At 53.1% G+C, this 21,858-nt stretch carries 22 protein-coding genes; 4 read left to right on the top strand and 18 right to left on the bottom strand.

What is annotated here, in order from left to right; all coding sequences use genetic code 11:
• The first annotated feature begins 226 nt into the window (after positions 1-226).
• Complete coding sequence (locus tag EJQ19_RS30900) at positions 227-766, top strand: 1,2-dihydroxy-3-keto-5-methylthiopentene dioxygenase (RefSeq protein ID WP_126145054.1); 540 nt, start codon at positions 227-229, stop codon at positions 764-766.
• A 93-nt stretch (positions 767-859) separates the two neighbouring features.
• Here EJQ19_RS30900 and EJQ19_RS30895 read toward each other — a convergent pair whose 3' ends face one another.
• From EJQ19_RS30895 to EJQ19_RS30885, 3 genes are all read right to left on the bottom strand, one after another.
• A complete protein-coding gene (locus EJQ19_RS30895) occupies positions 860-1,651 on the bottom strand; it encodes an HAD family hydrolase (protein WP_126145053.1) in 792 nt (263 codons plus the stop codon).
• A 47-nt stretch (positions 1,652-1,698) separates the two neighbouring features.
• Positions 1,699-1,881, bottom strand: a complete 183-nt coding sequence (locus tag EJQ19_RS30890) for a DUF896 domain-containing protein (RefSeq protein ID WP_126145052.1) — start codon at positions 1,879-1,881, stop codon at positions 1,699-1,701.
• A 145-nt stretch (positions 1,882-2,026) separates the two neighbouring features.
• Positions 2,027-2,428, bottom strand: coding sequence for a LysM peptidoglycan-binding domain-containing protein (locus EJQ19_RS30885; protein WP_241243164.1), 402 nt, complete (start codon positions 2,426-2,428; stop codon positions 2,027-2,029).
• A gap of 149 nt (positions 2,429-2,577) precedes the next feature.
• Between EJQ19_RS30885 and lexA the strand changes: the two genes are divergently transcribed.
• Entirely contained in the window at positions 2,578-3,195 is a 618-nt protein-coding gene (lexA, locus tag EJQ19_RS30880) for a transcriptional repressor LexA (protein ID WP_126145051.1), read from the top strand.
• A gap of 786 nt (positions 3,196-3,981) precedes the next feature.
• On the opposite strand, the gene EJQ19_RS30875 is transcribed toward lexA, so the two are convergent.
• The 10 genes from EJQ19_RS30875 to EJQ19_RS30830 all read right to left on the bottom strand — a co-directional run bounded on the left by EJQ19_RS30875 (position 3,982) and on the right by EJQ19_RS30830 (position 16,110).
• A complete protein-coding gene (locus tag EJQ19_RS30875) occupies positions 3,982-5,220 on the bottom strand; it encodes an aminopeptidase (protein ID WP_126145050.1) in 1,239 nt (412 codons plus the stop codon).
• Positions 5,221-5,300: 80 nt separating this feature from the next.
• Complete coding sequence (gene glnA, locus EJQ19_RS30870) at positions 5,301-6,638, bottom strand: type I glutamate--ammonia ligase (protein ID WP_126145049.1); 1,338 nt, start codon at positions 6,636-6,638, stop codon at positions 5,301-5,303.
• A gap of 30 nt (positions 6,639-6,668) precedes the next feature.
• Entirely contained in the window at positions 6,669-7,079 is a 411-nt protein-coding gene (locus tag EJQ19_RS30865) for a MerR family transcriptional regulator (RefSeq protein ID WP_126145048.1), read from the bottom strand.
• A 96-nt stretch (positions 7,080-7,175) separates the two neighbouring features.
• Entirely contained in the window at positions 7,176-8,426 is a 1,251-nt protein-coding gene (locus tag EJQ19_RS30860) for a methionine gamma-lyase family protein (RefSeq protein WP_126145047.1), read from the bottom strand.
• A 2-nt stretch (positions 8,427-8,428) separates the two neighbouring features.
• Complete coding sequence (gene hflX, locus EJQ19_RS30855) at positions 8,429-9,757, bottom strand: GTPase HflX (protein ID WP_126145046.1); 1,329 nt, start codon at positions 9,755-9,757, stop codon at positions 8,429-8,431.
• Between the two features lie 188 nt (positions 9,758-9,945).
• Positions 9,946-11,211 carry an iron uptake transporter deferrochelatase/peroxidase subunit gene (gene efeB, locus EJQ19_RS30850; protein ID WP_126145045.1) on the bottom strand — a complete coding sequence of 422 codons (1,266 nt, stop codon included), beginning with the start codon at positions 11,209-11,211 and terminating at the stop codon, positions 9,946-9,948.
• 22 nt (positions 11,212-11,233) lie between these two features.
• On the bottom strand, positions 11,234-12,400 hold the full coding sequence (locus EJQ19_RS30845) for an EfeM/EfeO family lipoprotein (protein ID WP_126145044.1): 1,167 nt from the start codon (positions 12,398-12,400) through the stop codon (positions 11,234-11,236).
• 28 nt (positions 12,401-12,428) lie between these two features.
• The gene (locus EJQ19_RS30840) at positions 12,429-13,910 is read right to left on the bottom strand and encodes an FTR1 family iron permease (protein ID WP_126145043.1); all 1,482 of its coding nucleotides are present in this window, start codon (positions 13,908-13,910) and stop codon (positions 12,429-12,431) included.
• Between the two features lie 152 nt (positions 13,911-14,062).
• The gene (locus EJQ19_RS30835) at positions 14,063-15,040 is read right to left on the bottom strand and encodes an AAA family ATPase (protein WP_126145042.1); all 978 of its coding nucleotides are present in this window, start codon (positions 15,038-15,040) and stop codon (positions 14,063-14,065) included.
• Positions 15,041-15,108: 68 nt separating this feature from the next.
• The gene (locus EJQ19_RS30830; RefSeq protein ID WP_126145041.1) at positions 15,109-16,110 is read right to left on the bottom strand and encodes a lipoate--protein ligase; all 1,002 of its coding nucleotides are present in this window, start codon (positions 16,108-16,110) and stop codon (positions 15,109-15,111) included.
• A gap of 74 nt (positions 16,111-16,184) precedes the next feature.
• Here EJQ19_RS30830 and EJQ19_RS30825 point away from each other — a divergent pair, with 74 nt between their 5' ends.
• Together EJQ19_RS30825 and EJQ19_RS30820 are read left to right on the top strand one after the other, a co-directional pair.
• On the top strand, positions 16,185-16,970 hold the full coding sequence (locus tag EJQ19_RS30825; protein WP_126145040.1) for a GNAT family N-acetyltransferase: 786 nt from the start codon (positions 16,185-16,187) through the stop codon (positions 16,968-16,970).
• 103 nt (positions 16,971-17,073) lie between these two features.
• Positions 17,074-17,943: an SDR family oxidoreductase gene (locus EJQ19_RS30820; RefSeq protein WP_126145039.1), complete on the top strand. Its 870-nt coding sequence runs from the start codon at positions 17,074-17,076 to the stop codon at positions 17,941-17,943.
• 63 nt (positions 17,944-18,006) lie between these two features.
• On the opposite strand, the gene EJQ19_RS30815 is transcribed toward EJQ19_RS30820, so the two are convergent.
• From EJQ19_RS30815 to EJQ19_RS30800, 5 genes are all read right to left on the bottom strand, one after another.
• Entirely contained in the window at positions 18,007-18,552 is a 546-nt protein-coding gene (locus EJQ19_RS30815) for a YdcF family protein (RefSeq protein WP_241243163.1), read from the bottom strand.
• A gap of 36 nt (positions 18,553-18,588) precedes the next feature.
• A complete protein-coding gene (locus tag EJQ19_RS32075; protein ID WP_164716841.1) occupies positions 18,589-18,750 on the bottom strand; it encodes a hypothetical protein in 162 nt (53 codons plus the stop codon).
• 8 nt (positions 18,751-18,758) lie between these two features.
• Complete coding sequence (locus EJQ19_RS30810) at positions 18,759-19,418, bottom strand: alpha/beta hydrolase (protein ID WP_241243162.1); 660 nt, start codon at positions 19,416-19,418, stop codon at positions 18,759-18,761.
• A gap of 50 nt (positions 19,419-19,468) precedes the next feature.
• Positions 19,469-20,212: a peptidylprolyl isomerase gene (locus tag EJQ19_RS30805; RefSeq protein WP_241243161.1), complete on the bottom strand. Its 744-nt coding sequence runs from the start codon at positions 20,210-20,212 to the stop codon at positions 19,469-19,471.
• Positions 20,213-20,240: 28 nt separating this feature from the next.
• On the bottom strand, positions 20,241-21,858 hold a 1,618-nt coding region (locus tag EJQ19_RS30800; protein ID WP_277600993.1), incomplete at its 5' end, for a transglycosylase domain-containing protein.

Below are 21,858 nucleotides of genomic sequence, written 5' to 3'. Positions count from 1 at the left end.
TGGTTTCTTCACGGCTTGACTCCCCTTCATGTATCCTACCCAAGCTTAAAAATCGACAAAATATGTTACATTTTAGTGTAACAGAATCGAGCTTCTATGAAAAGAATTTGAATTATCATAAATTCCAATGGAATTTATCGGATTTTCTTATGATCTTCCATCGACAGTTAACTTTCTTTGCTTTATAATAATGATTATATTTTGTAGAAAGAAAGAGGGATGCCAAGTGGCAGAAATTAGAATTCGCAATACTAACGAGCGCATCACAGGCGAAGCGAACGTCAAAGCCTTTTTGGATAGCCAAGAAGTCGTATACGAACACTGGGATGCTAACAAAATGCCAGAAGCGCTGCGCGAAAAATTCGTGCTGAACGATGAGGAAAAAGCTGAGATTTTGGCAACCTATGACGCCGAAATTAGAGATTTGGCTGCACGCCGCGGCTATGAGATCTGGGACGTTATCTCCCTTTCCGATGCAACGCCTAACATTGAAGAACTGCTCAAAAAATTCGAGCAAGTCCACACGCACACCGAAGATGAAATTCGTGCCATCGTTTCCGGTAAAGGCATTTTCATCATCAAATCCGAAGAACTGGGCTACTTTGACGTTGAGCTTGAACCCGGCGACGTCATCTCAGTTCCTGAGAATACCAACCACTTCTTTACATTGATGGATAACCGTCAAATCGTAGCCGTTCGTCTCTTCATCGAAAAAGACGGCTGGATCGCTTACAACGTTGAAGATCCTGACTTCATCAAAGCGTAACAGCATAAATAAAAAGCCCAGCTGGGAGCAAGACGCGTTCTTCCTCCTTGGCTGGGCTTTTTCTCATGAAAGAAGAGCCGCTCGCATGACCATTTATAAACTTGTAATAATCGGGAGCACTTCCTGCAGGCGCGATACTTCGAATGCCGGCTTGATCTCATCACTATTCGTCAAACCATGATGATTGATCCAGATGTTTTTCATACCAATGCTGCCCGATCCAAGGATGTCTGTCGTCAGCTTGTCCCCGATCATAATCCCCTCTTCTGGCGCGATCTCGAGCAACCCTAATGCATGGTGAAAAATAGAGGAAGCAGGTTTGCCTTCCCCGAACTCGCCTGAAATAACGATATGATCAAAATAAGGCACGATCGCCGGCACGCCAGCCAGCTTTTCTTTTTGCAAATCCGGAGATCCGTTCGTGAGCAGCAGCAATTGATAATTGCCTTTTAGAGCATCCAGAACCCGGAACGTTTCCTCGTAGACGTAAGGGCGACGGCGTCGCTCTGCTGCGAACAGCTCGCCCAACTTGTACCCAAGCTCGCGATCTTCCACACCAAGCGCCTTAAGCCCTCTCGTCCAAGACTCCGTACGGTAGCCCGGCGCAAGCTTCTCCAATTTGCGGAAGTTTTCGTTCTCACCTTCCGTAAAGTTGGCCCACAGGCCTTCAAACGGGTTAATTCCGATCATTTTCGTAAACGCGAACGTTTCAAACGACTCATAAAGGCCGCGGGCCTCTTGACGAACTGCCGTTTCGAACTGCGCCGGATCAACGCCAACCAGCTTTGCAGCCTCCGCACAAGTCGCTTCAAAAGCTTCCTTCACACTGCGGTCATCCCATAGAAGCGTATCGTCCAAATCAAATAAAACAGCTTTCAATGTCATCTCATTCATTTCCCCTTTGAATGTCATCGTGATGGCCGCTTTGAAGCTTATTGCTCATCGGTAAACTTAATGTTATCCAGTTGCACTTTCAGGTTGCTGCGAAAGGCTTCTATATATTTCTTTCTTAATTCATTCCGCTCGTCGATCTCCGCATCCGTTAAGCCAACCGTCTTGGCTTTGCGAGCCAGCTCGTTGATCCGCTCAACGGTCTTATCCATGCTGTCGCTCATCGCTGTACCTCCAGTCCAAAAATACAATCTGACTACTACTTTGCCATTCAGCCATAGGAATGTCAAGAACACAACAGAAAGAGGCACAACGCTTAGGATGCGCTGTGCCTCAGCTCGTAATATGGATGATGCGGCATGCTGGTACTCACGGCAGCAAAAGTACCTGACCTTCCTGCAATGCACTAGACTTCAAATGGTTCAACGTCTTGAGTTTCTCGACATAAGTACGAACATCTCTTTCCTTCGAAACGTGCGCCTGCGCAATGCTCCAAAGCGTATCTCCCTGCTGGATAACGATCTTTTCCTGTACCTTGGCTTTAGCTACCGTCACTGTCGATGTGGAAGCGTTCGGATTGGCAGCTCCTCCGTCGCCGGCGTAGGCTTGGACAATGGCGCCGAACGAGAAAACGGCGCAAAGAATAGCAGCGATGACAACGTAACGAACGATTGTTCTCACCATTCTTCTTCGACTGGCGACTTGGTTGGATGCACGAGCAGATCTATGAAGTGAAGAGTTTGTGGACGTTTGTGAATACGCGATATACATAATAAAATCATCTCCCAAACATTTGTTCTGATATCAGAATAACACGAACACATGTTTGAGTCAACAATTTGTTCGAACTTATGTTTGTACGAACTCGGGTTCTGTGTTATACTTTATGTAATGATTCCCAGTACTGGAGTGATAATCACATGAGCAAGATTTCGCAGCGTCAACAAGCGATTCTAGAATTCATTAAGAACGAAGTGAAAGATAAGGGTTATCCGCCATCTGTTCGGGAAATCGGCGAAGCGGTTGGACTGGCTTCCAGTTCAACGGTTCACGGGCATTTGGAGCGTCTTGAGAAAAAAGGCATGATTCGCCGTGACCCTACCAAGCCTCGCGCCATTGAGATTCTTGGTCTGGACGGCGTCGAATCGCAATTTGCCGTTTCCGTTGCGCGCGTGCCGTTAGTCGGGAAAGTAACTGCGGGTGTTCCTATTACAGCTACCGAGAACATTGAAGACTACTTCCCTCTCCCTTCCAGCATGGTTGGAGACAACAATGTGTTCATGCTGAGCGTAATCGGAGATAGTATGATCGAGGCAGGCATTCACAACGGAGACTACGTCATCGTCAAGCAGCAGCCAACCGCCAATAACGGCGACATCGTTGTCGCGATGACGGAAGACGATGAAGCAACTGTGAAACGTTTCTACAAAGAAAAAGATCACATTCGTTTGCAGCCGGAGAACTCCGCACTTCAGCCGATTCGCTTGAAGAATGTCACGATTCTCGGACGTGTGATTGGACTGTTCCGCGATATTTAAGTTAAATACGAACAAGGCCGCNNGCGGCCTTGTTCGTATTTATTGCGGCGGCGGTACGCCTCCAACTGAGAATCGGGCAATCCCCCGGAGCTAGCTGACTTAGCGGCAGCTCCCTATGGAGTAACTGGCTGCAGAGCAGTCGACTGCGCGAATTTTCAGCCGATGTGGTGTCGTGCGAACCGGTATGGTTGGCTATTCAGGTGCCTTGCAAAGAGAGCTGACAGGCTAATTCCTGCATAAAGCAGGAATTCTCCACAAAAATGGCATTTTCCTCAAAATGCCTGCGATAAAGCAGTTTATGGGGTTGAACCTTCCCAAAAAGAGGGCCCCTCACAAAAAATGCCTGCAGATTTGCAGGCTTTTCATCAAATAGAGAGCAGAACGATGACTATTCCTGCAGATTTGCAGGCTTTGCGATCCCCGTCCGCTCCGAATCCATCCTTCGGTGTCGCAGCGGGATTCTCAGCGGTGTCCCCTACATTAATACCACTTGGATACCGCGAACAATCACAACTTTTCTTCGTACTAGAAGGTATCTCAATTCAATTACTCTTAGTCGTCTGTACACGCAATCCAATAATTGATTGATGGAATGCTTCCGAGGTTGATCTTACACCCGAATATGCGGAATGAAAAGACGTTAATCTGTTAAAAAGTGCGCATTCGGTTCGTCAAACGGCACGACAAAGCCTTATTAGCGCATTTGCAGAGACTCCGCAGCCCCGCTAGAAAAAAGGCGATCCGCCAGATAACCCCGTACAAAGCCACCGCTCCCCCACGCCTCCATTAGAACGTAAGCGCCCAATTCCCTGCGCGGAAAATCGGCTCCACCGAACCGTCCGCCAGTTCTCCGTCAATGTCCAAATCGGCAGTGCCGATCATGAAATCCACATGAATCAGCGAAGTATTGCCGCCTCTCGCTTTCAGCTCATCGTTCGTCAAGCTAGCGCCGTCCTTGATATTGATCGGGTAGCAGCTGCCAAGCGCCAAGTGGCACGATGCATTCTCATCGATGCCCGTATTGTAGAAAATCCGGTTCAGATTCGAAATCGGCGAATCGAACGGTACCAACGCAACCTCGCCCAAATACCGCGCGCCCTCATCCATCTCCAGCAGTTTCGCAAGATGTTCGTAGCCAACCTCAGCAGTAAAATCAACTACTTTCCCCTCATCGAATGTAAACGAAAAGCGATCCACAAGCGCACCGTTGATATTCAACGGTTTGGTGCTTGTAACAGTACCACGAACGCCTGTTCTCTCAGGCATCGTGAACACTTCTTCTGTCGGCATGTTCGCCACATAGCGAATGCCGCTAGCGTTCTCTTTGTCGCCGCCGAGCCAAATATGCCCTTCAGGCAGCGCGACGCGCAGGTCGGTGCCCTCCGCTCGATAGCACAGTGCCTTATAACCGCGGTCATTCAGCACCTTGCGCATCCGTCGCAATTCATCCAAATGCACACGCCATGCGGCAACTGGGTCTTCTTCATAGACCCGGTTGATTTTGAACACCGCATCCCACATCGCGGAGACGCGCTGATCCGCCGGCAGATCGGCATACACTTTTGCTGCCCAAGCTTCCGTAGGCGCTTTGATGAGACACCAGCTGAAAGCGCCTGTTCGCACATAATGCTGGTACTTGGCCCGAGCCTTTGCCGCAGCTTTGGAGTTTCGTGAAATTTTCGCAGCCTCAATGCCTTCGTATAGATCCGGATTCGGTACCTTAATATTCAGAAGCGCACCGCCGTTCTCCACAAACCGCTCCAGCATCGTCGTGTACCACGTCGGGTAGTAATCAACCGAAGCCTCCGTCCCATGATCGAATTTACTGCGCGAAATCACATCGTCCTGGAAGTGGACATGAACGAAATTAGCCCCGGCTTCATACGCTTTTTGCACAATCAAACGCGTAAGATCTAAACATTCATAAGGCGCTTCAACAAGCAGGTCTTGACCACTGGTCAAATTGACGCCAATTTTAATAACGAGTTCCGCATATTTCTCTAAATTACGTTCAAAATTTTCCATGATAAGTCCGCTCCTTCTCGTGAAAAAGCCCATCAGTTTCAGCCGGACTGAACACTGACGGGCCTCATTATCCAGTTAGTTTACAGAATGAGATATTGATCTCTTTCCCATTGGTGAACTTGGGTCCGATACATATCATACTCGATTTCTTTCAGCTCATAGAAGTGCGCCAACGCGTGCTCGCCAAGCGCATCGCAAATCACGTCGTCGCGAATCAGCTCGTTCAATGCTTGCTTGAGGTTAAGCGGCAAGCTTGGAATGCCTTCGCTTTCGCGCTCTTCTTCGCTCATCACATAGATGTTGCGGTCGGTTGGCGGCGGAAGCTGCATTTTGTTCTTGATGCCGTCGAGGCCTGCAGCCAGCATAACCGCCAGTGCCAGATACGGATTGGCAGCAGGATCCGGGTTGCGAACTTCAACGCGCGTGCTTAACCCGCGAGAAGCCGGGATACGGATCATTGGGCTGCGGTTGCTCGCGGACCATGCCACGTAGCAAGGCGCTTCATAGCCTGGCACGAGACGTTTATACGAGTTGACCGTAGGGTTCGTAATCGCGGCAAAAGAGCGTGCATGACGCAGTACGCCCGCCATATATTGTCTCGCTACGGCGCTCAAGCCGAGCTTGTCGCTTTCGTCGTAAAAAGCGTTGACCTCGCCTTTGAACAAAGACTGGTGGCAGTGCATACCGGAACCGTTCATGCCGAACAGCGGCTTTGGCATAAAGGATGCGTGCAGCCCATGCTGTCTCGCAACGGTTTTGACCACGAGCTTGAACGTTTGAATCTGATCGGCTGCTTTAATCGCATCCGCATATTTAAAGTCAATTTCGTGCTGCCCCGGCGCCACTTCGTGGTGGGATGCTTCGATTTCAAAGCCCATTTCCTCAAGCGTCAGCACGATGTCGCGGCGGCAGTTCTCGCCAAGATCCATCGGCGCCAAATCGAAGTAACCGCCCTGGTCGTTCAGCTCTGTCGTCGGGTTGCCTTTATCATCCGTTTTGAACAGGAAAAACTCCGGCTCCGGACCCACGTTCATTGCGGTGTAGCCCATTTCTTCCGCCTGTTTAAGCGCTTGCTTCAGAATGCCGCGCGGATCGCCTGGGAACGGTGTGCCGTCAGGCATATAGATATCACAGATCAAACGAGCCACTTTGCTCTCCGTGACCCAAGGGAAAATGACCCAAGTATCCAGATCCGGGTACAGATACATATCGGATTCCTCGATGCGCACATAGCCCTCGATCGAAGAACCGTCGAACATCATTTTATTATCAAGCGCTTTCTCGAGTTGGGAAAAAGGAATTTCCACGTTTTTAATACTGCCCAGCAAATCCGTGAATTGCAGGCGGATGAAACGTACGTTTTCTTCTTTCGCAATGCGCAGAATGTCTTCTTTGGTATAGTTATTGTTGTAGCTCAAACGTGCCCGCTCCTCTCAAATTGAACGTCCTTATTTGTAAAATCTGGAAAGCTGCCCTTGGATCAACGACACCTGATCAGGCCTCTTGCTGCCCCCAATTAATTGCTGCTTGAGCATTTTGTGCAATTGGGAGTCGGTCAACTCCTTACGCTTCACTTCCGTCTGCTCGTTGAGGATTGTAGCGTCTTCGGAATCCTTGTCGACAGGAAGCAGCACTTGCTTGATCCCTGCGATATTGACGCCTTTCTCGATCAAGTCCTTAATCTCAAGCAAACGTTCCACATCGTTAAACGAATAAAGGCGTTGATTGCCGGCTGTGCGCGCTGGAATAATCAGCTCATGCTGTTCGTAATACCGTATTTGTCTAGCGGTCAAATCTGTCAGCTTCATGACGATCCCGATCGGGAAAAGCGCCATATTCCTACGTATTTCATCGCTCATGCTAATCACTCCTGGTCCAGTAAGTACCTCACTCTTATTGTACCCATCTAACAAAAACGTGTCAAGGAGTGTAAGGTTTGGTCACACTTTTTAATTTCAAAGCAATCCCTTGTCTTCCATGTGTTGGATGGCCGTTAGTACACCTAACTTGCAGTGTGAGTAGGTCAAGCCGCCCTGCATATAGGCGATAAAAGGCTCCCGAATCGGTGCATCCGCCGACAATTCGAGGCTGCCGCCCTGAATGAACGTGCCCGCCGCCATGATGACCGGATGCTCGTAGCCCGGCATGTCCCAAGGCTCCGGCACGACATGCGAATCGACGGCGGACGCCTTCTGGATGCCCTGCACGAAGGTAATCAGATGCTCCGCGGACGTGAAGCGGATCGCCTGGATCAAATCCGTCCGCGGCGCACCCCAACGCGGATGGCTCGTGAAGCCGAGCTCTTCGAATACCGCCGCGGCGAAGACCGAGCCCTTGACAGCCTGGCCCACGAGATGCGGGGCCAGGAAAAGCCCTTGGAACATGCTGCGTGTCGCACCCAGCATGGCGCCGACCTCGCCCCCGATGCCAGGGGCGGTCAAGCGGTACGCCGCGCGCTCGACGAGGTCGGCGCGGCCGGCGATGTACCCGCCGGAGGGCGCGATGCCGCCGCCGGGGTTCTTGATCAGCGAGCCGGCCATGAGATCGACGCCGACCTCGGTTGGCTCCTGCTCCTCTGTAAATTCGCCGTAACAATTATCGACGAAAACGACCAGAGCAGGGTTGATTTCTTTGACAAATCGGACCATCTCGCCGATTTGCGCGACCGTGAACGACGGCCGCCAGGAGTAGCCGCGGGAACGCTGAATGCCGATCACCTTCGTGTTCGGCTGAATAGCCCTCGCAATCGCCGGGTAATCCGGCGATCCGTCTTCCAGCAGCGGGACTTCGTCATACCCGATGCTGTAATCCTGCAGCGAGCCTGTGCCGTCGCCAGGCTTCCCGATCACTTTATGCAGCGTATCGTAGGGCTTGCCCGTAATATACAGCAGATGATCACCCGGCCGCAGAACGCCGAACAGCGCCGTTCCGATTGTGTGCGTGCCGGAGACGAAATGCGGACGCACCAGCGCCGCTTCCGCACCCAGCGCGTCCGCATACACGAGATCCAGCACCTCGCGGCCGCGGTCGTTGTAGCCGTAGCCTGTCGAGGAAGCAAAATGAAAATCGCTTACTTTATGTTTTTGAAAAGCGGCAATTACTTTCCATTGATTGCGGTCAATCGTCCGCTCGATTTGCCGATACGCAGGCTCAGCCAACCGTTCCGCGCGCTCCATGAGCGCCATGACTTTTTCCCCGAACTCCATCGTTACTGATTCTCTCCCTCATCATGCCCAGCCTCATGCTGCGCTAACTGCTCCTCATATGCAGTCAACTGATATGCAACCTTGGCATAGTCCTCTTTATTCAGACGCACTTTGAACACCATCGCATCTTCGTTCACATCGGTTTCCAAAACATCTCCGATTCGGTACATCAATGCCTGATGATCCCCCCGGTTCGCAGGAATGCGAAACGTCTTCGTGTCGCCCATCAATTTATCCTGGATCGTGTTCCGCAGCAGCTCCAGATTCGCCTCAGAGAAAGCGGTGATTTTCAGAAACTCTCCAGGCGCTGTAAGCAGCTCCTGCTCTTCTTGCGAACACTGATCGATTTTATTAAAAATGGTCAACTGCTCCTTCTGATGAGCGCCAAGCTCCTCCAGCACCTCGGCAACGACACGCATATGCTCGCTACGCATATCGGACGAGCTGTCAACGACGTGCAGGATCAAATCCGCCTCGTTGGCTTCCTCCAGCGTCGCCCGAAAAGCTGCAACAAGATCATGCGGCAAATTCTGAATAAAGCCGACCGTATCCGTGATCACGATTTCTTTGCCGCTTGGCAGCGTCATCGTGCGGGACGTCAGGTCCAACGTTGCGAACAACTGGTTCTCAATATAGACGTCGGCCTGCGTCAATTGTTTCAAAAGCGTCGATTTGCCGGCATTCGTATATCCGACCAACGCCACCTGAAACACGCCGCTCTTCTTCCGGCGTTCCCGATGCAGCGTCCGATGCCGCGTGACTTCCGCCAGCTGCGCCTTCAGCTCGTCAATGCGCCCCCGGATATGCCGGCGGTCCGTCTCCAGCTTCGACTCGCCGGGACCTCTGGTCCCGATGCCACCGCCGAGCCGCGACAAGTTTTTGCCCTGGCCGGAAAGCCTTGGCAGCAAATAAGTAAGCTGTGCCAGCTCGACCTGGATAATACCTTCCCTCGTCTTCGCCCGCTGTGCAAATATGTCCAAAATCAGCTGTGTCCGGTCAATGATTTTCACATCCAGCGCCGCCTCCAGATTGCGCACCTGCGCACCGGACAGCTCTTGATCGAAAATTGCGGTATTACCGCCCAGCTCCTCCAGCTTCGCTTTCAGCTCCTCGACCTTGCCTTTGCCGATGAACCATTTCGTATCTTTGGACTCTTTATATTGCGTCATCGTATCCAGCACGGCAACACCGGCTGTTTCCGCCAATTGCACTAGCTCATATAAGGAATATTCCGCGAGTTCTTCATTCTTCTTCTGTTTCTGTGTCACAAGACTGACGAGAACCGCCCGATCGGCGACGTCCTGCTCCACGGTATGTGAGACTGCTTTCATCTACATGACTCCTTTCTATCCCCTGATCAGGCTTCCACGCGCTGTCAGATCTTCCTCGCTATTTCCTTCATCATTGTGGAGGAAATGAAAGGGAAAGTCAATTTGCCCAGGGTGGAAAAAATGAATAAAGACGTTTCCTCCCCACGACACCGCGTGAGCGGAAAACGTCTTCATCACGTACGCTTTGCTTATCCAAACAGCGCTTGCCCCAAATAACCGCCCTTCGCCGTCACACCCGGCAGTACGGCAAAATAGCCGCCGCCCTTCGTTTCCGTATAGGCGAGCATCTGGTCCGGCATTTTCGGGTTCGTCAGCCGCTTCTGAATCGCTTCAAACTGCGTTTGAATGTTCCGGTTATAACAGACGAACAATAAGCCCGCGTTCATCCGGCCTACGCTGTCTAGCGTCTCCATAAAATTGTAGCCCCGCCGTAAAATGCGCTCCCGCTCCGAGTTCTCGCCCGTGCGCGGATTCGACAGCCGGATGTGAGAGTCCAGCGGCGTCACTTTGCCCTGCGCGTCTTCGGCGTAGTTCGGCACATCCGCTTCCTTGCGGCCGTCCATCGGCGCGCCGGACACCTTTTGCCTACCGATGATGCCTTCCTGCTGGGCATACGTCTGCTGATCCCACGTCTCGATCCGCATCTGAATGCGCCGCAAAACCATATACGTGCCGCCTGTCAGCCAAGGCACACCGTCCGACGCGTCCACCCAGACATTTTTGTTCATAAACGTCTCGTCCTGCAGCGCCGGATTCGCCGTACCATCCTTGAAGCCGAACAGGTTGCGTTTCGTGCCTTCCGACTTGACGCCAAGCTGGCCGGTTTGCTGCCAACGGAGGTGAGCCACCCCCCGCGCTTCTTTGGCCAGGTTGCGAATGGCGTGGAAGCAGACCATCGGGTCATCGGAGCACGCTTGTACGATAATATCACCGTGCGTCAGCTGATCTTCCAAAGAGTCCTTATGGAAAATAGGCATTTCCGTGAGCCCTGCAGGCTTCCGAGAGCGGAGGCCGAAGCGATCGGCCCCGTCCTTCTCGAACAACGTGGCGCCGACGCCGAACGTCAGGCTCAGCTTGCCAGTTTGAAGGCCCATCTGCTCGCCGGTATCGGTCGGCGGAAACTCCAAAGGCTGCGGCTCGATCGCAAGCGGCTTGCCGGCCATCAGCGAGGCCGCCATGTCTGTCCACTTGCGGAACAGCTCGCGCAGCTCGTTCACGTTGTCTGTCGTCACATCGAAAGCTGCCACATTGACGCAGTTTTGCTGCGGCGTGACAATGCCGGTCTGATGGACGCCGTAGAAGTCCAGCGTTTCGTTTACAGTCGCGGCAGAAGCTTGCTCACTGTCCCCTGAGAAGCCTGAATTGGCCTTCCCCAGCAAATCGCCGAGCACTACCCCTGCGGCGCCTGCCGCTGTCATCCCCAGAAACGCCCGACGGTTCATTTTATTCGACATCCCGTATCTCCCCTATTAAGCCTTATTTACTGAGCGTACCCGGCATTTTTACCAACGGCTCTGCCAACGCTTCCAGCTTGTTTTTCAACTCGACTTGCTTCGCTTGCTCTATTTTACTAAAATCGTTCCACGTCGGTCCGGCAGGAGATAACGAATTCATGGCGGCAATGACGTCCGTCAAGCCTTTGTTGATTTTCTCATCGAGCGCAGGATCTTTCTTCTTCAACTCGCCCTTCACTAGATCGTAGATCGCTTGCGCGCCTTCCACATTCGCCCGAATGACCGGCACGGTCGCTCCGCTCCAGCGTTCTTCTTCACCGGTAATTTTGCTGGATTGCGCTTCCTCCATCAATTCGCCAACGCCCGCAATAAAATCGGTTGGCGCAATCGTTGTTCCCGCAATGCTTTGCTGCATTTTCTTGCCGTCTTCCAGCAGTCGAGCCGCAAACGGCTCGGCGTCCTTCACGTTTTTCTTCACGAACAGCAAGTATTCAATGCGGTGATAGCCGGTGAAGTTCGGATCTTTTTCGTTCTTAAAATCATCTACGCGCGCATCCATCACGCCGTCCAAATCGGCGAACGTTTCGATGATCGGTTCGATGCGTTCATACGGCATGCGCGATGCGCCGTACGCTTCCTGCGCTTTTTGCAAATCGCCGCTTTTCACCGCCGTATTCAGTTGATCCAGCAGTGTTACAAGTTGTTTCCCCTGGTCCTGCACATATTGATTATAGGCTGCCGCAGCCTCCTTCAGCGCCGGTGTTGCCTCGATCACATCTTTGTTGACAGCACCTTTATTTTCTGTAAAAGACGTCGACAGCTCGGTGAGCGCCGCTTTCAAGTTCGTGTTCAGGACGGTCAGGGTTGGGAAGTCGAGTTTATCCTCTTTCAGACCGGCTTCAAGCGGCGCTAAAAATTTCTCTACTTTGAAATAGAGCTCAGGATACTTCGGCTTCACTTCGTCTTCAAAGCTCGCCCATTGTTCTTCCAACGCATCCGACAATTTCTTAGCCTCTTTGACCTTTGAAGCATCAAGCTGCGTCTTAAGTGAATCGACGCTTGCAATCATCGTCGCAGCCCCTTCTTTAAACGGAACTTTCGCAACCTCTGTCGGTTCCGATTTGCCGCAGCCTGCCAGCGCGAGTGTGGTTGCCGCAGCAACGAGTATAACGGTTAATTGTTTTTTCATTTGAAAACCCCTCCATAGGCATATCGCTTTATTGCGAAATCATCGTCTTGCGAAATTGTAACTTCTTGCGCCAGTCCCATAGAACCGCCGCTAAGGCAAAGACCAGCAGAACCAACTGCGGAATCGCGCTTTCCAGCGTTGGATATAGGGCGAAGAAATCCCAGCTAGGCAGCCAGGAAGCCGTCGTCGCCGGCAAATAACCGGCTAGTTGCAAACCGTGCACGCCCATACCGGCAAATTTGAAGCACAAATAGAATACGAAAATGCTGGAAACCAAGAAAAATGGCCGCATCGGAATGCGCAAGCCGATTTTGAGGATCAGGAATGCGATAATGATCAGCAGCACAACGCCGATGGCAACGCCGCCGAGCAAAGAGCCGAGGGAAATGGACGACGCCATCCCGATCATAAACAGAACGGTCTCCGTGCCTTCTCTGAACACCGCCAGGAACGCGAGAATGCTCAGCGATACGAGACTGCCTGTCGCGAGAGCCTTTATGCTCTGATTGCGTATGTACGCCTGCCAGTTCGAGATGCTGGACTTGCTGTGCAGCCAGTAGCTCATATACAGCAGCATGACTGAGGCAAAAATGCCCGTGCAGCCCGCTATCAGGAAGTTGTTGTTGCCGAAGGCGCTCGCCGAGAATAGCTGCTGCACGACGATGCCCAACGCCACGCTGATCGCGAGGCCGCCGTAGACGCCGTACCAAATCCAACGCCTTTTGTCGCCGTGGCCGGATTTGTTCAGAAAGCCCAGCAGCGCGATAATCACGAGCAGAGCCTCAAGCCCTTCACGCAGCAGAATCGTGGTCGCGTCCAGCATCGTATAGCTTGATTTGGCGGCAAGCGGCTCTAAATCCTTGTGCATACGCGCAATCGTCTCGGCCGCTTGGCTCGTCTGCACCGGATTTGCGGTGAGCTGTGCATACGCCGTAACCATGTCTCGCTCCATCGAGGTGTAGACCGCCGATGATTGCGTAAGGACGATGCCCTCGATAACCAGCCACGAATCGCGCAAGGACTGTATGCTTGCCGCCGCCCCTGCCGAGTCGTTCGCTTTCAGTTGATCTGTGGCCGTTTCCAGCAGCTTGACCAGTGAAGCGACCGTTACATCGCCGTTATTTTGCACCGCTCCACCAAACGCCTGCAGATTGCCGCTTATGAAATTAGCGTTCATCTCATGCAGCAGTTTCAAAGCTTCTATCAGCTTTTGCGCATTTATCGGTTGTTTGAGTGTCTGGAGCGAAACTTGCCCCATCGCCTCTTCAATTTTCTGATAAGCAGCGAGCGAGTGTTCCTTAATGCTGTCTTCATAAGACAGCCAACCCATCTGGAACTTGTCGAACAACTGGGACGCCTCATCCAGCTTGCCGGTCTCCGCAGCTTGAATGGCCTGGATGATGCCTTGATCGGCTTTGGCCAGTTCGTCCTCACCTTTGGCGAAAACAAGGAGAGGAACGTTGAGAAGGATTAACAAGGCTACGAAAGCCGAAAGGATCGTTTTTTTCATTGCCACAGCCCCTAACTACAGTGGTATTTATTTGTTTGTTGATAATGATTATCAATCGCCATCACTCAGTCTATTTTACTCCTATCCGTTTAACTGTCAATTAAAATTTTGCAAAAAAAAAGGCCCGCTCGATGAAAGCGAACCCAATACCGTTATTTAAATTTGAGATCCTCCGGCCTGATGGACATCAGCTCGTGCTTGGAAGGTGCATTCACGTACTGGCTGAGCAGCCTGACCGCTTGATGGCGCATCGCTTTCTCTAAAATATTACGCACATAGCGCGCATTGCTGAACGCCCGCCAGGTCGCCGCACGCTCTTCCGTCAAGTGAGCCTTCAGCTTCGTCAGCGTTTGCGGCAGCAGCACGTACTCGCGTTCCTTAGCCATAAGTTCCGTAATCTGTAAAAGCTGCTCGATCGGATAGTCCTCAAACTCGATCTGAATCGGGAACCTCGACGGCAGCCCGGGATTCATCGACAGAAATTGCTCCATCTCATCGCTGTAACCGGCGAGAATGAGAATAAACTCATTCTTTTTATCCTCCATCCCTTTCACCAACGCATCGATGGACTCCTTGCCGAAATCTTTATCGCCGCCGCGCGCCAGGCTGTAGGCTTCATCAATGAAGAGGATCCCGCCCATCGCCTTCTTCATCAATTCACGCGTTTTGAGCGCCGTATGCCCGATATATTCGCCGACCAGATCCGCCCGCTCCACCTCGATAAAATGCCCTTTGCTCAGCACGCCCATCGCATGAAACATGCGCCCCATCAGCCGCGCCACCGTCGTTTTACCCGTTCCCGGACTTCCCTTGAAAATCATATGATACACGTGCGCATTGCTCGCAAGCCCCGCTTCCGCCCGAAACTGGGAGATTTGCAGCAGCGCATAAATTTCATGCACCAGTGCCTTCACATTATCGAGGCCGATCAATTGATTCAGCTCTTTGAAAATGTCCGATAACGGACCGTCCATCGGCGTACGTTTGCCCGTCGTTTGCGGCTCAGCTTCAGCAAGAGGGGAAGCGTTCGTCTGCCCGCCCGTTCCATCTGCAAGCCGGCGCTGTCCGCCGCCTTCCGGCTGCCGCAGAACGATATTGATTTGTCTGGATGGCAAGCTCCTACCACTCATGTCGATCACCTCATAAGCATGATGGTTTGAATGTTCGTATCCACCATCTTACGCGGTAAAATGCCGATTTAGACCAGGAGCAAAGCGACAAAAGCGTCCAAGGTCAACTGCCCGAAATACCGCTTCAACTCGACGCCTGCCAACCGTTCGCGAATCGCGGATTCCTCATAACGAACACCCGTCAACCGCGCTTCCAGCTCCGCCACATCGCTGGCGCCGAAGAAATCGCCGTAAATTTTGACAGCTGCTATGCTGCCTTCTTCAATCGTCATCCGCACGTCGATTTTGCCCACCCCTTCGATCCGCTTCGCTTGTTGGATCGTGCTTTTCGGGCTTTTGCCATAGTTCCAGTCCCAATTGGCATAACGCTCTTCGGAAATTTGCCGAATTCGCCGCCAATCCGCCTCCGTCAGATTGTACACCGGAATCTGAGCCTCCTCCTCTGTCCCAAAGATTGAAGTCAGCAATTTCGAACGAAACGCTGCCATGGTGAGCGGTTCGTGTAGAAACTCGGCAATGTTCGCCACACGGCTGCGGATCGATTTGATGCCTTTGGATTGGATTTTGTCCGGGTCCACTTTAAGGGCCGACACGACGTTCTCCATTTCCGAGTCAAAAAGCAGTGTCCCATGGCTGAACATCCGGCCTTTGGTCGAGAATTGGGCATTCCCTGATATTTTCCGCTCGCCGACCTGCAGATCGTTCCGCCCCGTTAGCTCTGCCTGCACGCCCAGCTTGCCAAGTGCATCAACGACCGGTGCAGTGAATTTGCGGAAATTATGAAAGGAATCGCCATCATCCTTCGTAATGAAGCTGAAATTCAAATTTCCCAAATCATGATACACGGCTCCTCCGCCGGAAAGACGACGCACGACATGAAGCCCATGCGCCTTCACATAATCCGGATTGATCTCCTCGATCGTATTCTGATTTTTGCCGATAATGATCGATGGTTCGTTGATATAAAAAAGCAGGTAGCTTTCCTCGGCGGGCAGCTCTCTGAGCGCATATTCCTCAATGGCGAGATTGATTCGCGGGTCTGTGATGCCTTCGTTATCGATAAATCGCATGACGGTTCTCCTTTGAATGTTGTATATTTAATAGATTCTTGATTTCAGTTCTATTGTACCTGAGGTGAACAACAATGACCAATGACATTCGCTATTACCGATTTCTGGATGGGATTGCTGCGTGTGCCTGGCCCAGCGAAAGAACGGATGCGCTGGGGAGCTGGCAGCTTCGCGCGTCCGAAGGCGTAACTCGGCGAGCAAACAGCGTGCTGACCAACGGTGAATTTCCGGCCAAGCCGGACTGGCTGGAGGAGATTGAACGGTATTACCGGGCGCTGGAGCTGCCGGCGATTTTTCAAGTCGGCGATGCCTCACCGGCAGGGCTGGACGTTTATTTGGAGGCGAATGGCTATCTCGTGGATACGCCTTGTGTCATTATGACCGCGGAGAGCGGGAGGTCCGCGCAACTGGCGCAAGACAAGCTGGCGCGCCGCTGCTCGGACGCTGCCGCGCCGGAAGTTCGTTTGGCCCCAAGCGCTTCGCAAGCGTGGATCAGTCGTTTCCTGCAACTTGAAGGATATGCCGAGTCTCGGCGAAACTTCTACATCAAGCTCTACGATCGGATGCCGGCGCCCAAGGCGTTCGTGCAATTGAGGCTTGGGGATCGAGTGATTGGCGTAGCGACAGTTGTCGTAGAGGGCGAATGGGCCGGCTTTTTCAATGTCGTCATCGACGAAGCGCACCGCGGGAACGGCTATGGCTACCATTTGCTCGCAGCCCTCTCATCTTGGAGTTTGGAACAGGGGGCATCCAGGCTGTATTTGCAGGTAGTCGCCGACAATAAGCCCGCGCAGAACCTTTACCGCAAGCTGGGTTTTGACACCGTATACCGGTATCACTATCGCGTGAAGCAAGTATGATCTCCTGCTCCTTGTTACATCCTAATGAAGAATTTCACAGGCGGGTCGTTCGCCTGACGGCGAACTGCTTGCCCATGCATTCAGGGATGAAAGGAGCACCACCATGACAACCGCTACACAACCCAAGCCGATGTTTCCGGCGCAGCATCAGAACCAATGCCCGGGCATCGAATCCGAGATGAATCCGCTGCCCAATTTTGAGCAAGCCAGCTACAAGCCCGCCGGGAAGCTGAAAGACAAAGTCGCTGTCATTACCGGCGGAGACAGCGGCATTGGCCGCGCCGTCGCTGTTGCGTTCGCCAAGGAAGGCGCCGATGTCATCATCGTCTACCTGAACGAGCATAACGATGCAGAGCAGACGAAGCGCCATGTGGAGCATGCAGGGCGTAAATGTGTCTCGTTATCCGGCGACATCGGTGACGAAGCGTTCTGCCAAAAAATCATTGAACAAGCCATCGGCACGTTCGGCAAGCTGGACATTCTCGTGAACAATGCCGGCGAGCAACATCCGCAAACCGATTTTACGCAGATCACCTCCGAACAGCTGGAGCGTACGTTCCGAACGAACATTTTCTCGCAATTTTATTTGACGAAAGCAGCGCTGCCGCATCTCAAAGCAGGGAGTGCCATCATTAACACCGCCTCCATCACCGCGTATCACGGGCATGAGCAGCTCGTCGACTACTCAGCGACCAAAGGCGCGATCGTCAGCTTCACCCGTTCGCTTTCCCTTCAACTCAGCCCGAAAGGCATCCGCGTCAACGGCGTAGCCCCCGGTCCGATTTGGACGCCGCTTATTCCTTCTACGTTCACGTCGGAGGAAGTGGCCGAATTCGGCTCGACGACGCCGATGAAGCGCGCGGGACAGCCGGGCGAGCTGGCGGCAAGCTACGTCTTTCTTGCCAGCGACGATTCCGCATATATGGCGGGGCAAATTTTGCATGTGAATGGTGGAACGATTGTGAACGGTTAGCGCCTTGGAAGGTGCATACGCAGTAAAGAAGCCTGGCGAAGCATTGCCAGGCTTCTTTGCGCTTCACCAGCCAAAATGAGAAAAAGCCGCCTCCGAAACGGGAATCCCCAGTTTCAAAAGCAGCTTCGTGCCATACCATTTCGTATAAGCCAACGTTTCGCGCGTATCGTGATACGGCATGAACAGCACCTCGGATCGGATCGACGACACAACAGGCTGCTGCAGCCCAATCGTTTCGGCAATATCAAGTGAACGGGCGCTGTGATAACGATGCGTCACAATAATCGAACTGACAAGTCCGTTTTCCTGCATAATTTGTTTGCTGAATAACAAGTTCTCATACGTGCTGGTCGCGCGAGGCTCCAGCAGAATCTGTTTCTCCGGCACGCCCTTCGCCACCAAATAATTGCGCATGCCTTCCGCTTCCGTCAGCTTCGACCCGTTATGGTCCAACCCTCCGGAAACGATCACATGCTTGAAGCGCCCCTGCTTGTACAAATCGACCGCCAAATCCAGACGTTCCTGCAAGCCTGGACTTGGCGTATCCTGCCGCAACGAAGCGCCAAGCACGATGCCGACGTCAACCTGATTCGGCAGCGGCTGCTGCACGCCGATTTGTACCTTCCACTGAATAAATACTGTCTCTTATACAAGCAAAATAAAAGCGCCGACCACAAGCTGGAAAAATCTCACGAATGACCGGTACAGCTTAGATGGCGCTTTTTTCTTGCCTGTCGAGACCCGTTTTCGTCTTGAAGCTGGCGCAGCAGGAGCACTTTGCTTCTTGTTTACATCCGGCTTTGCCATCTGCTCGACTACTCCTTTTCCAAAAATGCACTCACTTGCCGAAACAGCACCGGCGCATCCTCGCTCAGGCAGATCAGATGATCCCCCCGGCTGTGCCAATACAGTTCGCGCTGTCCCTTCACCTTGCTGTAAATGTAGCGGGCGCTTAGCGGATGAATCACTTGGTCGTTCTCCGACTGGGCGATCAGCGTCGGTTTATCGACAAGGCTAAGCTCCGGCTTCAAATGCCGAACCAGACGCGTAAACTGCCATGTGGCGAGCAGTGGCGTCGATTTGGCCTTATCCAGCGAAATCTTCCGCTTGTATTTCCATTCATCCCGCATCACGCTGAGCATCTTGCCCGGGCTGACATAGATGACAGCCGTATTGAGCAAGATGAGCCTGCGGACCGGAAAGCGCACAGCAAGATGCGCAGCCAGCAGACCGCCCATTGAAAAGCCCACCATATCAAAACTGCCGTGCGCCTCCGTCAACCGCTGTGCGTGCTGTTCGGCGGCACTTACCCAATCTTCCCAGCGGGATGTATGAAGCTGATGGTGCGTCTCCCCGTTCCAGGGAAGCCGCGGCACCTCACAGTGCTGTCCCTGCTCGCGCAAATGACGGGCAAGGGGCTCAACTTCGTACGGCCCGCCTGTAAAACCGTGGAACAATAGGCATGGTTGTTTCACGAAGCATCCACTCCTGTACAACTCACCATAAAATCATGTGCTGCTATAGTTTATTTTTCTTTGATGGAAATCGTGTTAATCGTTACTTTTTCTTTCGGCTTACTTGGCGAAGAATCGCCGCCATTCGGGTCGAGTTCTACCGGTGTGTCGGCGATTTTGGCAATCGTCGCCATGCTGTCATCGGTCACTTTTCCAAAAATTGTATAATTCGGCATCCGATTCAAATTCGCGCAATCGGCGCCGGAACAGATAAAGAACTGCGAGCCGTTCGTATTCGGGCCGGAGTTCGCCATTGCGACTGTGCCCGGCTCGTATTTATGCGTTGTTTTGAGCTCGTCCGCGAACTTGTAGCCCGGACCGCCACGGCCTGTCCCCGTCGGATCGCCGGTCTGCACCATGAATGTCTTGATGATGCGATGGAACGTCACGCCATTGTAGAACCCTTCTTTGGACAAGAACACAAAGTTGTTGACGGTCTTAGGCGCTTCTTTGGTGTACAGATCGATCGTGAATGTGCCTTTCGAGGTCGTGACTTCCGCTTGATACGTTTTGTTCGTATCAATGGTCATATCCGGCGCTTTGCTCCACTGCTTTTGAGCGCTGTTTGCCGCAGCCGTGGCTGCCGGCGCAGTCGATGTAGAGCCGGCAGGCGCCGTGCTTGCCGCCGCAGAGCTTGCCGGAGAAGCAGCCCCCTTCTCCGGCTTATTGCCGCAGCCGCTGACGACAAGTGTCAAAGCCAATACTGCAAGAGGAAGCAGCTCCATTGTCTTGCTTCGTTGAATAGATCGTTTCATTGCGATTAGCCTCCATGATCGTTAAAAATTAAGTGCCGCTGCGGACCGTTCCGTCCGCAGGCTTATTCGTCGGCGTCGGACTTGGCGTCGGACTCGTATTGCCGCCCGTACCGCCGCCGATGCCTACTCCCGTGCCTCCGTCGGTCCCCGTGCCGGGGCCGCCGGCACCGGCGCCTCCGCCCGCGCCAGGCTTCAGGCTCGGTGTCGGGGTTGGGCTCGTGCCAGGCACGCCGCCTTCACCAGGCTTAGGGGAGACGCCAGGGGACGGCTTGGTTCCAGGCGATGGTGACGAGCCTGGAGCGCCTGGAGACGGCGTCGGCGATACGCCGGGGGACGGCGACGTGCCGGGACTGCCGGTCGGCTGGCCCGTATCTTTCGGAACGTCGACGGTCGCGACGTTCGACTTCGGCCCCTGCGTATTCGTATCGAGTGCGAGCGGGATCACGTAGTACTGGTAAGAAGCGCCGCTTTCTACCGTAGGATCGTCGACTTCCGGCGTTGCCGACTGAATGACCATTTTGGCCTCCGCGTCGGCAGCGCCTTTGCGATACAATTGGTAGCCCATTTTATCGCCAGTCGGGCTCCAGGTAATCTTCACCGTTTTTTTCTCCGGCACATAGACGGCCGCAAGATCGGTAATCGTACCGACCGGAGGCGGTTCCGTCAAATCCGGCACATTCGCCGGCTTCACGAAGCTCGTCACCGGACGTCCTTCCAACGACTTCGACATGATCTCTTTGAAAATCGCCGAAGGTCCGCCGCTGCCCACCGTGACATAATGCTTCGAATCGACCTTGTCGAAGCCCTCCCATACCGCCGCCGTCCACTCCGGCGTATAGCCGACGAACCAGACGTCGCGGTCGTACTGCTCAATGCCTTTAATATCCAGGCCGGTGGAGCCGGTTTTGCCGGCAACGGGCCGGTTGAACTTGGCCTTCGTTCCTGTCCCGCCGTCGACGACCCCTTGAAGCAGCAAGGTCATATAATAAGCCGTGTTGGCTTTCATGACCTGCTTCTTCTCCTGCTTGTAAGCGGCGATTTCCTTGCCCCCGGCATCCGTAATTTTCAGAATCGCATGCGTCTTGTTCTGCACGCCTTGATTCGCGAAAGCGGAATACGCGCCCGCCATCTGCAGCGGCGAAGCTCCATTCGTCAAGCCGCCAAGCGCGATAGACAAGTTGCGATCCTTCTGCGGATCCAGCGGAATCCCGAGCTTTTTCGCAAAGTCCATGCCCTGCGTCACGCCCAATTGTTCCAGAAGCCAGACAGGTGCTAAATTGTACGATTTTTTCACCGCTTCGAACATCGTCACTTGCCCATGCGTAATCCGGTCGAAGTTGCGCGGCGAATACGTGCCATTGCCGAAAGAGGTCTGCGTATCGTCCAGCACCGAATACGGCGTGTAATTGCCGGTTTCGAGCGCCGGTCCATAGACCGCAATTGGCTTGAACGAGGAGCCCGGCTGACGCTGCGAGTAAATGCGGCTGAACCCTTTTTGCTGGTAATCGCGCCCGCCGATCAGCGCCATGACGCCGCCGGTCTTATTGTCCAGAATGACGGTCGAGCTCTGAATCTTTTGCCCATCGGAAGCATCCTTCTGGAAAAAACTCGGATTCGCATACGTCGTTTCCAGCACTTTCTGCGCC

It is taken from the genome of Paenibacillus whitsoniae, assembly GCF_003955665.1.
Classification (GTDB): domain Bacteria; phylum Bacillota; class Bacilli; order Paenibacillales; family NBRC-103111; genus Paenibacillus_E; species Paenibacillus_E whitsoniae.
Note: the sequence above shows the minus strand (reverse complement) of the source record. Positions and strands in the feature narration are given on the sequence as shown.

Bases quoted from the DNA above. Each gene is read 5' to 3' on its own strand.
- EJQ19_RS30895 (WP_126145053.1), bottom strand. From the start codon at position 1,651: ATGACATTGAAAGCTGTTTTATTTGATTTGGACGATACGCTTCTATGG.
- EJQ19_RS30890 (WP_126145052.1), bottom strand. From the start codon at position 1,881: ATGAGCGACAGCATGGATAAGACCGTTGAGCGGATCAACGAGCTGGCT.
- EJQ19_RS30885 (WP_241243164.1), bottom strand. From the start codon at position 2,428: ATGTATATCGCGTATTCACAAACGTCCACAAACTCTTCACTTCATAGA.
- lexA (WP_126145051.1), top strand. From the start codon at position 2,578: ATGAGCAAGATTTCGCAGCGTCAACAAGCGATTCTAGAATTCATTAAG.
- EJQ19_RS30875 (WP_126145050.1), bottom strand. From the start codon at position 5,220: ATGGAAAATTTTGAACGTAATTTAGAGAAATATGCGGAACTCGTTATT.
- EJQ19_RS30865 (WP_126145048.1), bottom strand. From the start codon at position 7,079: ATGAGCGATGAAATACGTAGGAATATGGCGCTTTTCCCGATCGGGATC.
- EJQ19_RS30860 (WP_126145047.1), bottom strand. From the start codon at position 8,426: ATGGAGTTCGGGGAAAAAGTCATGGCGCTCATGGAGCGCGCGGAACGG.
- hflX (WP_126145046.1), bottom strand. From the start codon at position 9,757: ATGAAAGCAGTCTCACATACCGTGGAGCAGGACGTCGCCGATCGGGCG.
- efeB (WP_126145045.1), bottom strand. From the start codon at position 11,211: ATGTCGAATAAAATGAACCGTCGGGCGTTTCTGGGGATGACAGCGGCA.
- EJQ19_RS30845 (WP_126145044.1), bottom strand. From the start codon at position 12,400: ATGAAAAAACAATTAACCGTTATACTCGTTGCTGCGGCAACCACACTC.
- EJQ19_RS30840 (WP_126145043.1), bottom strand. From the start codon at position 13,910: ATGAAAAAAACGATCCTTTCGGCTTTCGTAGCCTTGTTAATCCTTCTC.
- EJQ19_RS30835 (WP_126145042.1), bottom strand. From the start codon at position 15,040: ATGAGTGGTAGGAGCTTGCCATCCAGACAAATCAATATCGTTCTGCGG.
- EJQ19_RS30830 (WP_126145041.1), bottom strand. From the start codon at position 16,110: ATGCGATTTATCGATAACGAAGGCATCACAGACCCGCGAATCAATCTC.
- EJQ19_RS30825 (WP_126145040.1), top strand. From the start codon at position 16,185: ATGACCAATGACATTCGCTATTACCGATTTCTGGATGGGATTGCTGCG.
- EJQ19_RS30820 (WP_126145039.1), top strand. From the start codon at position 17,074: ATGACAACCGCTACACAACCCAAGCCGATGTTTCCGGCGCAGCATCAG.
- EJQ19_RS32075 (WP_164716841.1), bottom strand. From the start codon at position 18,750: ATGGCAAAGCCGGATGTAAACAAGAAGCAAAGTGCTCCTGCTGCGCCA.
- EJQ19_RS30805 (WP_241243161.1), bottom strand. From the start codon at position 20,212: ATGAAACGATCTATTCAACGAAGCAAGACAATGGAGCTGCTTCCTCTT.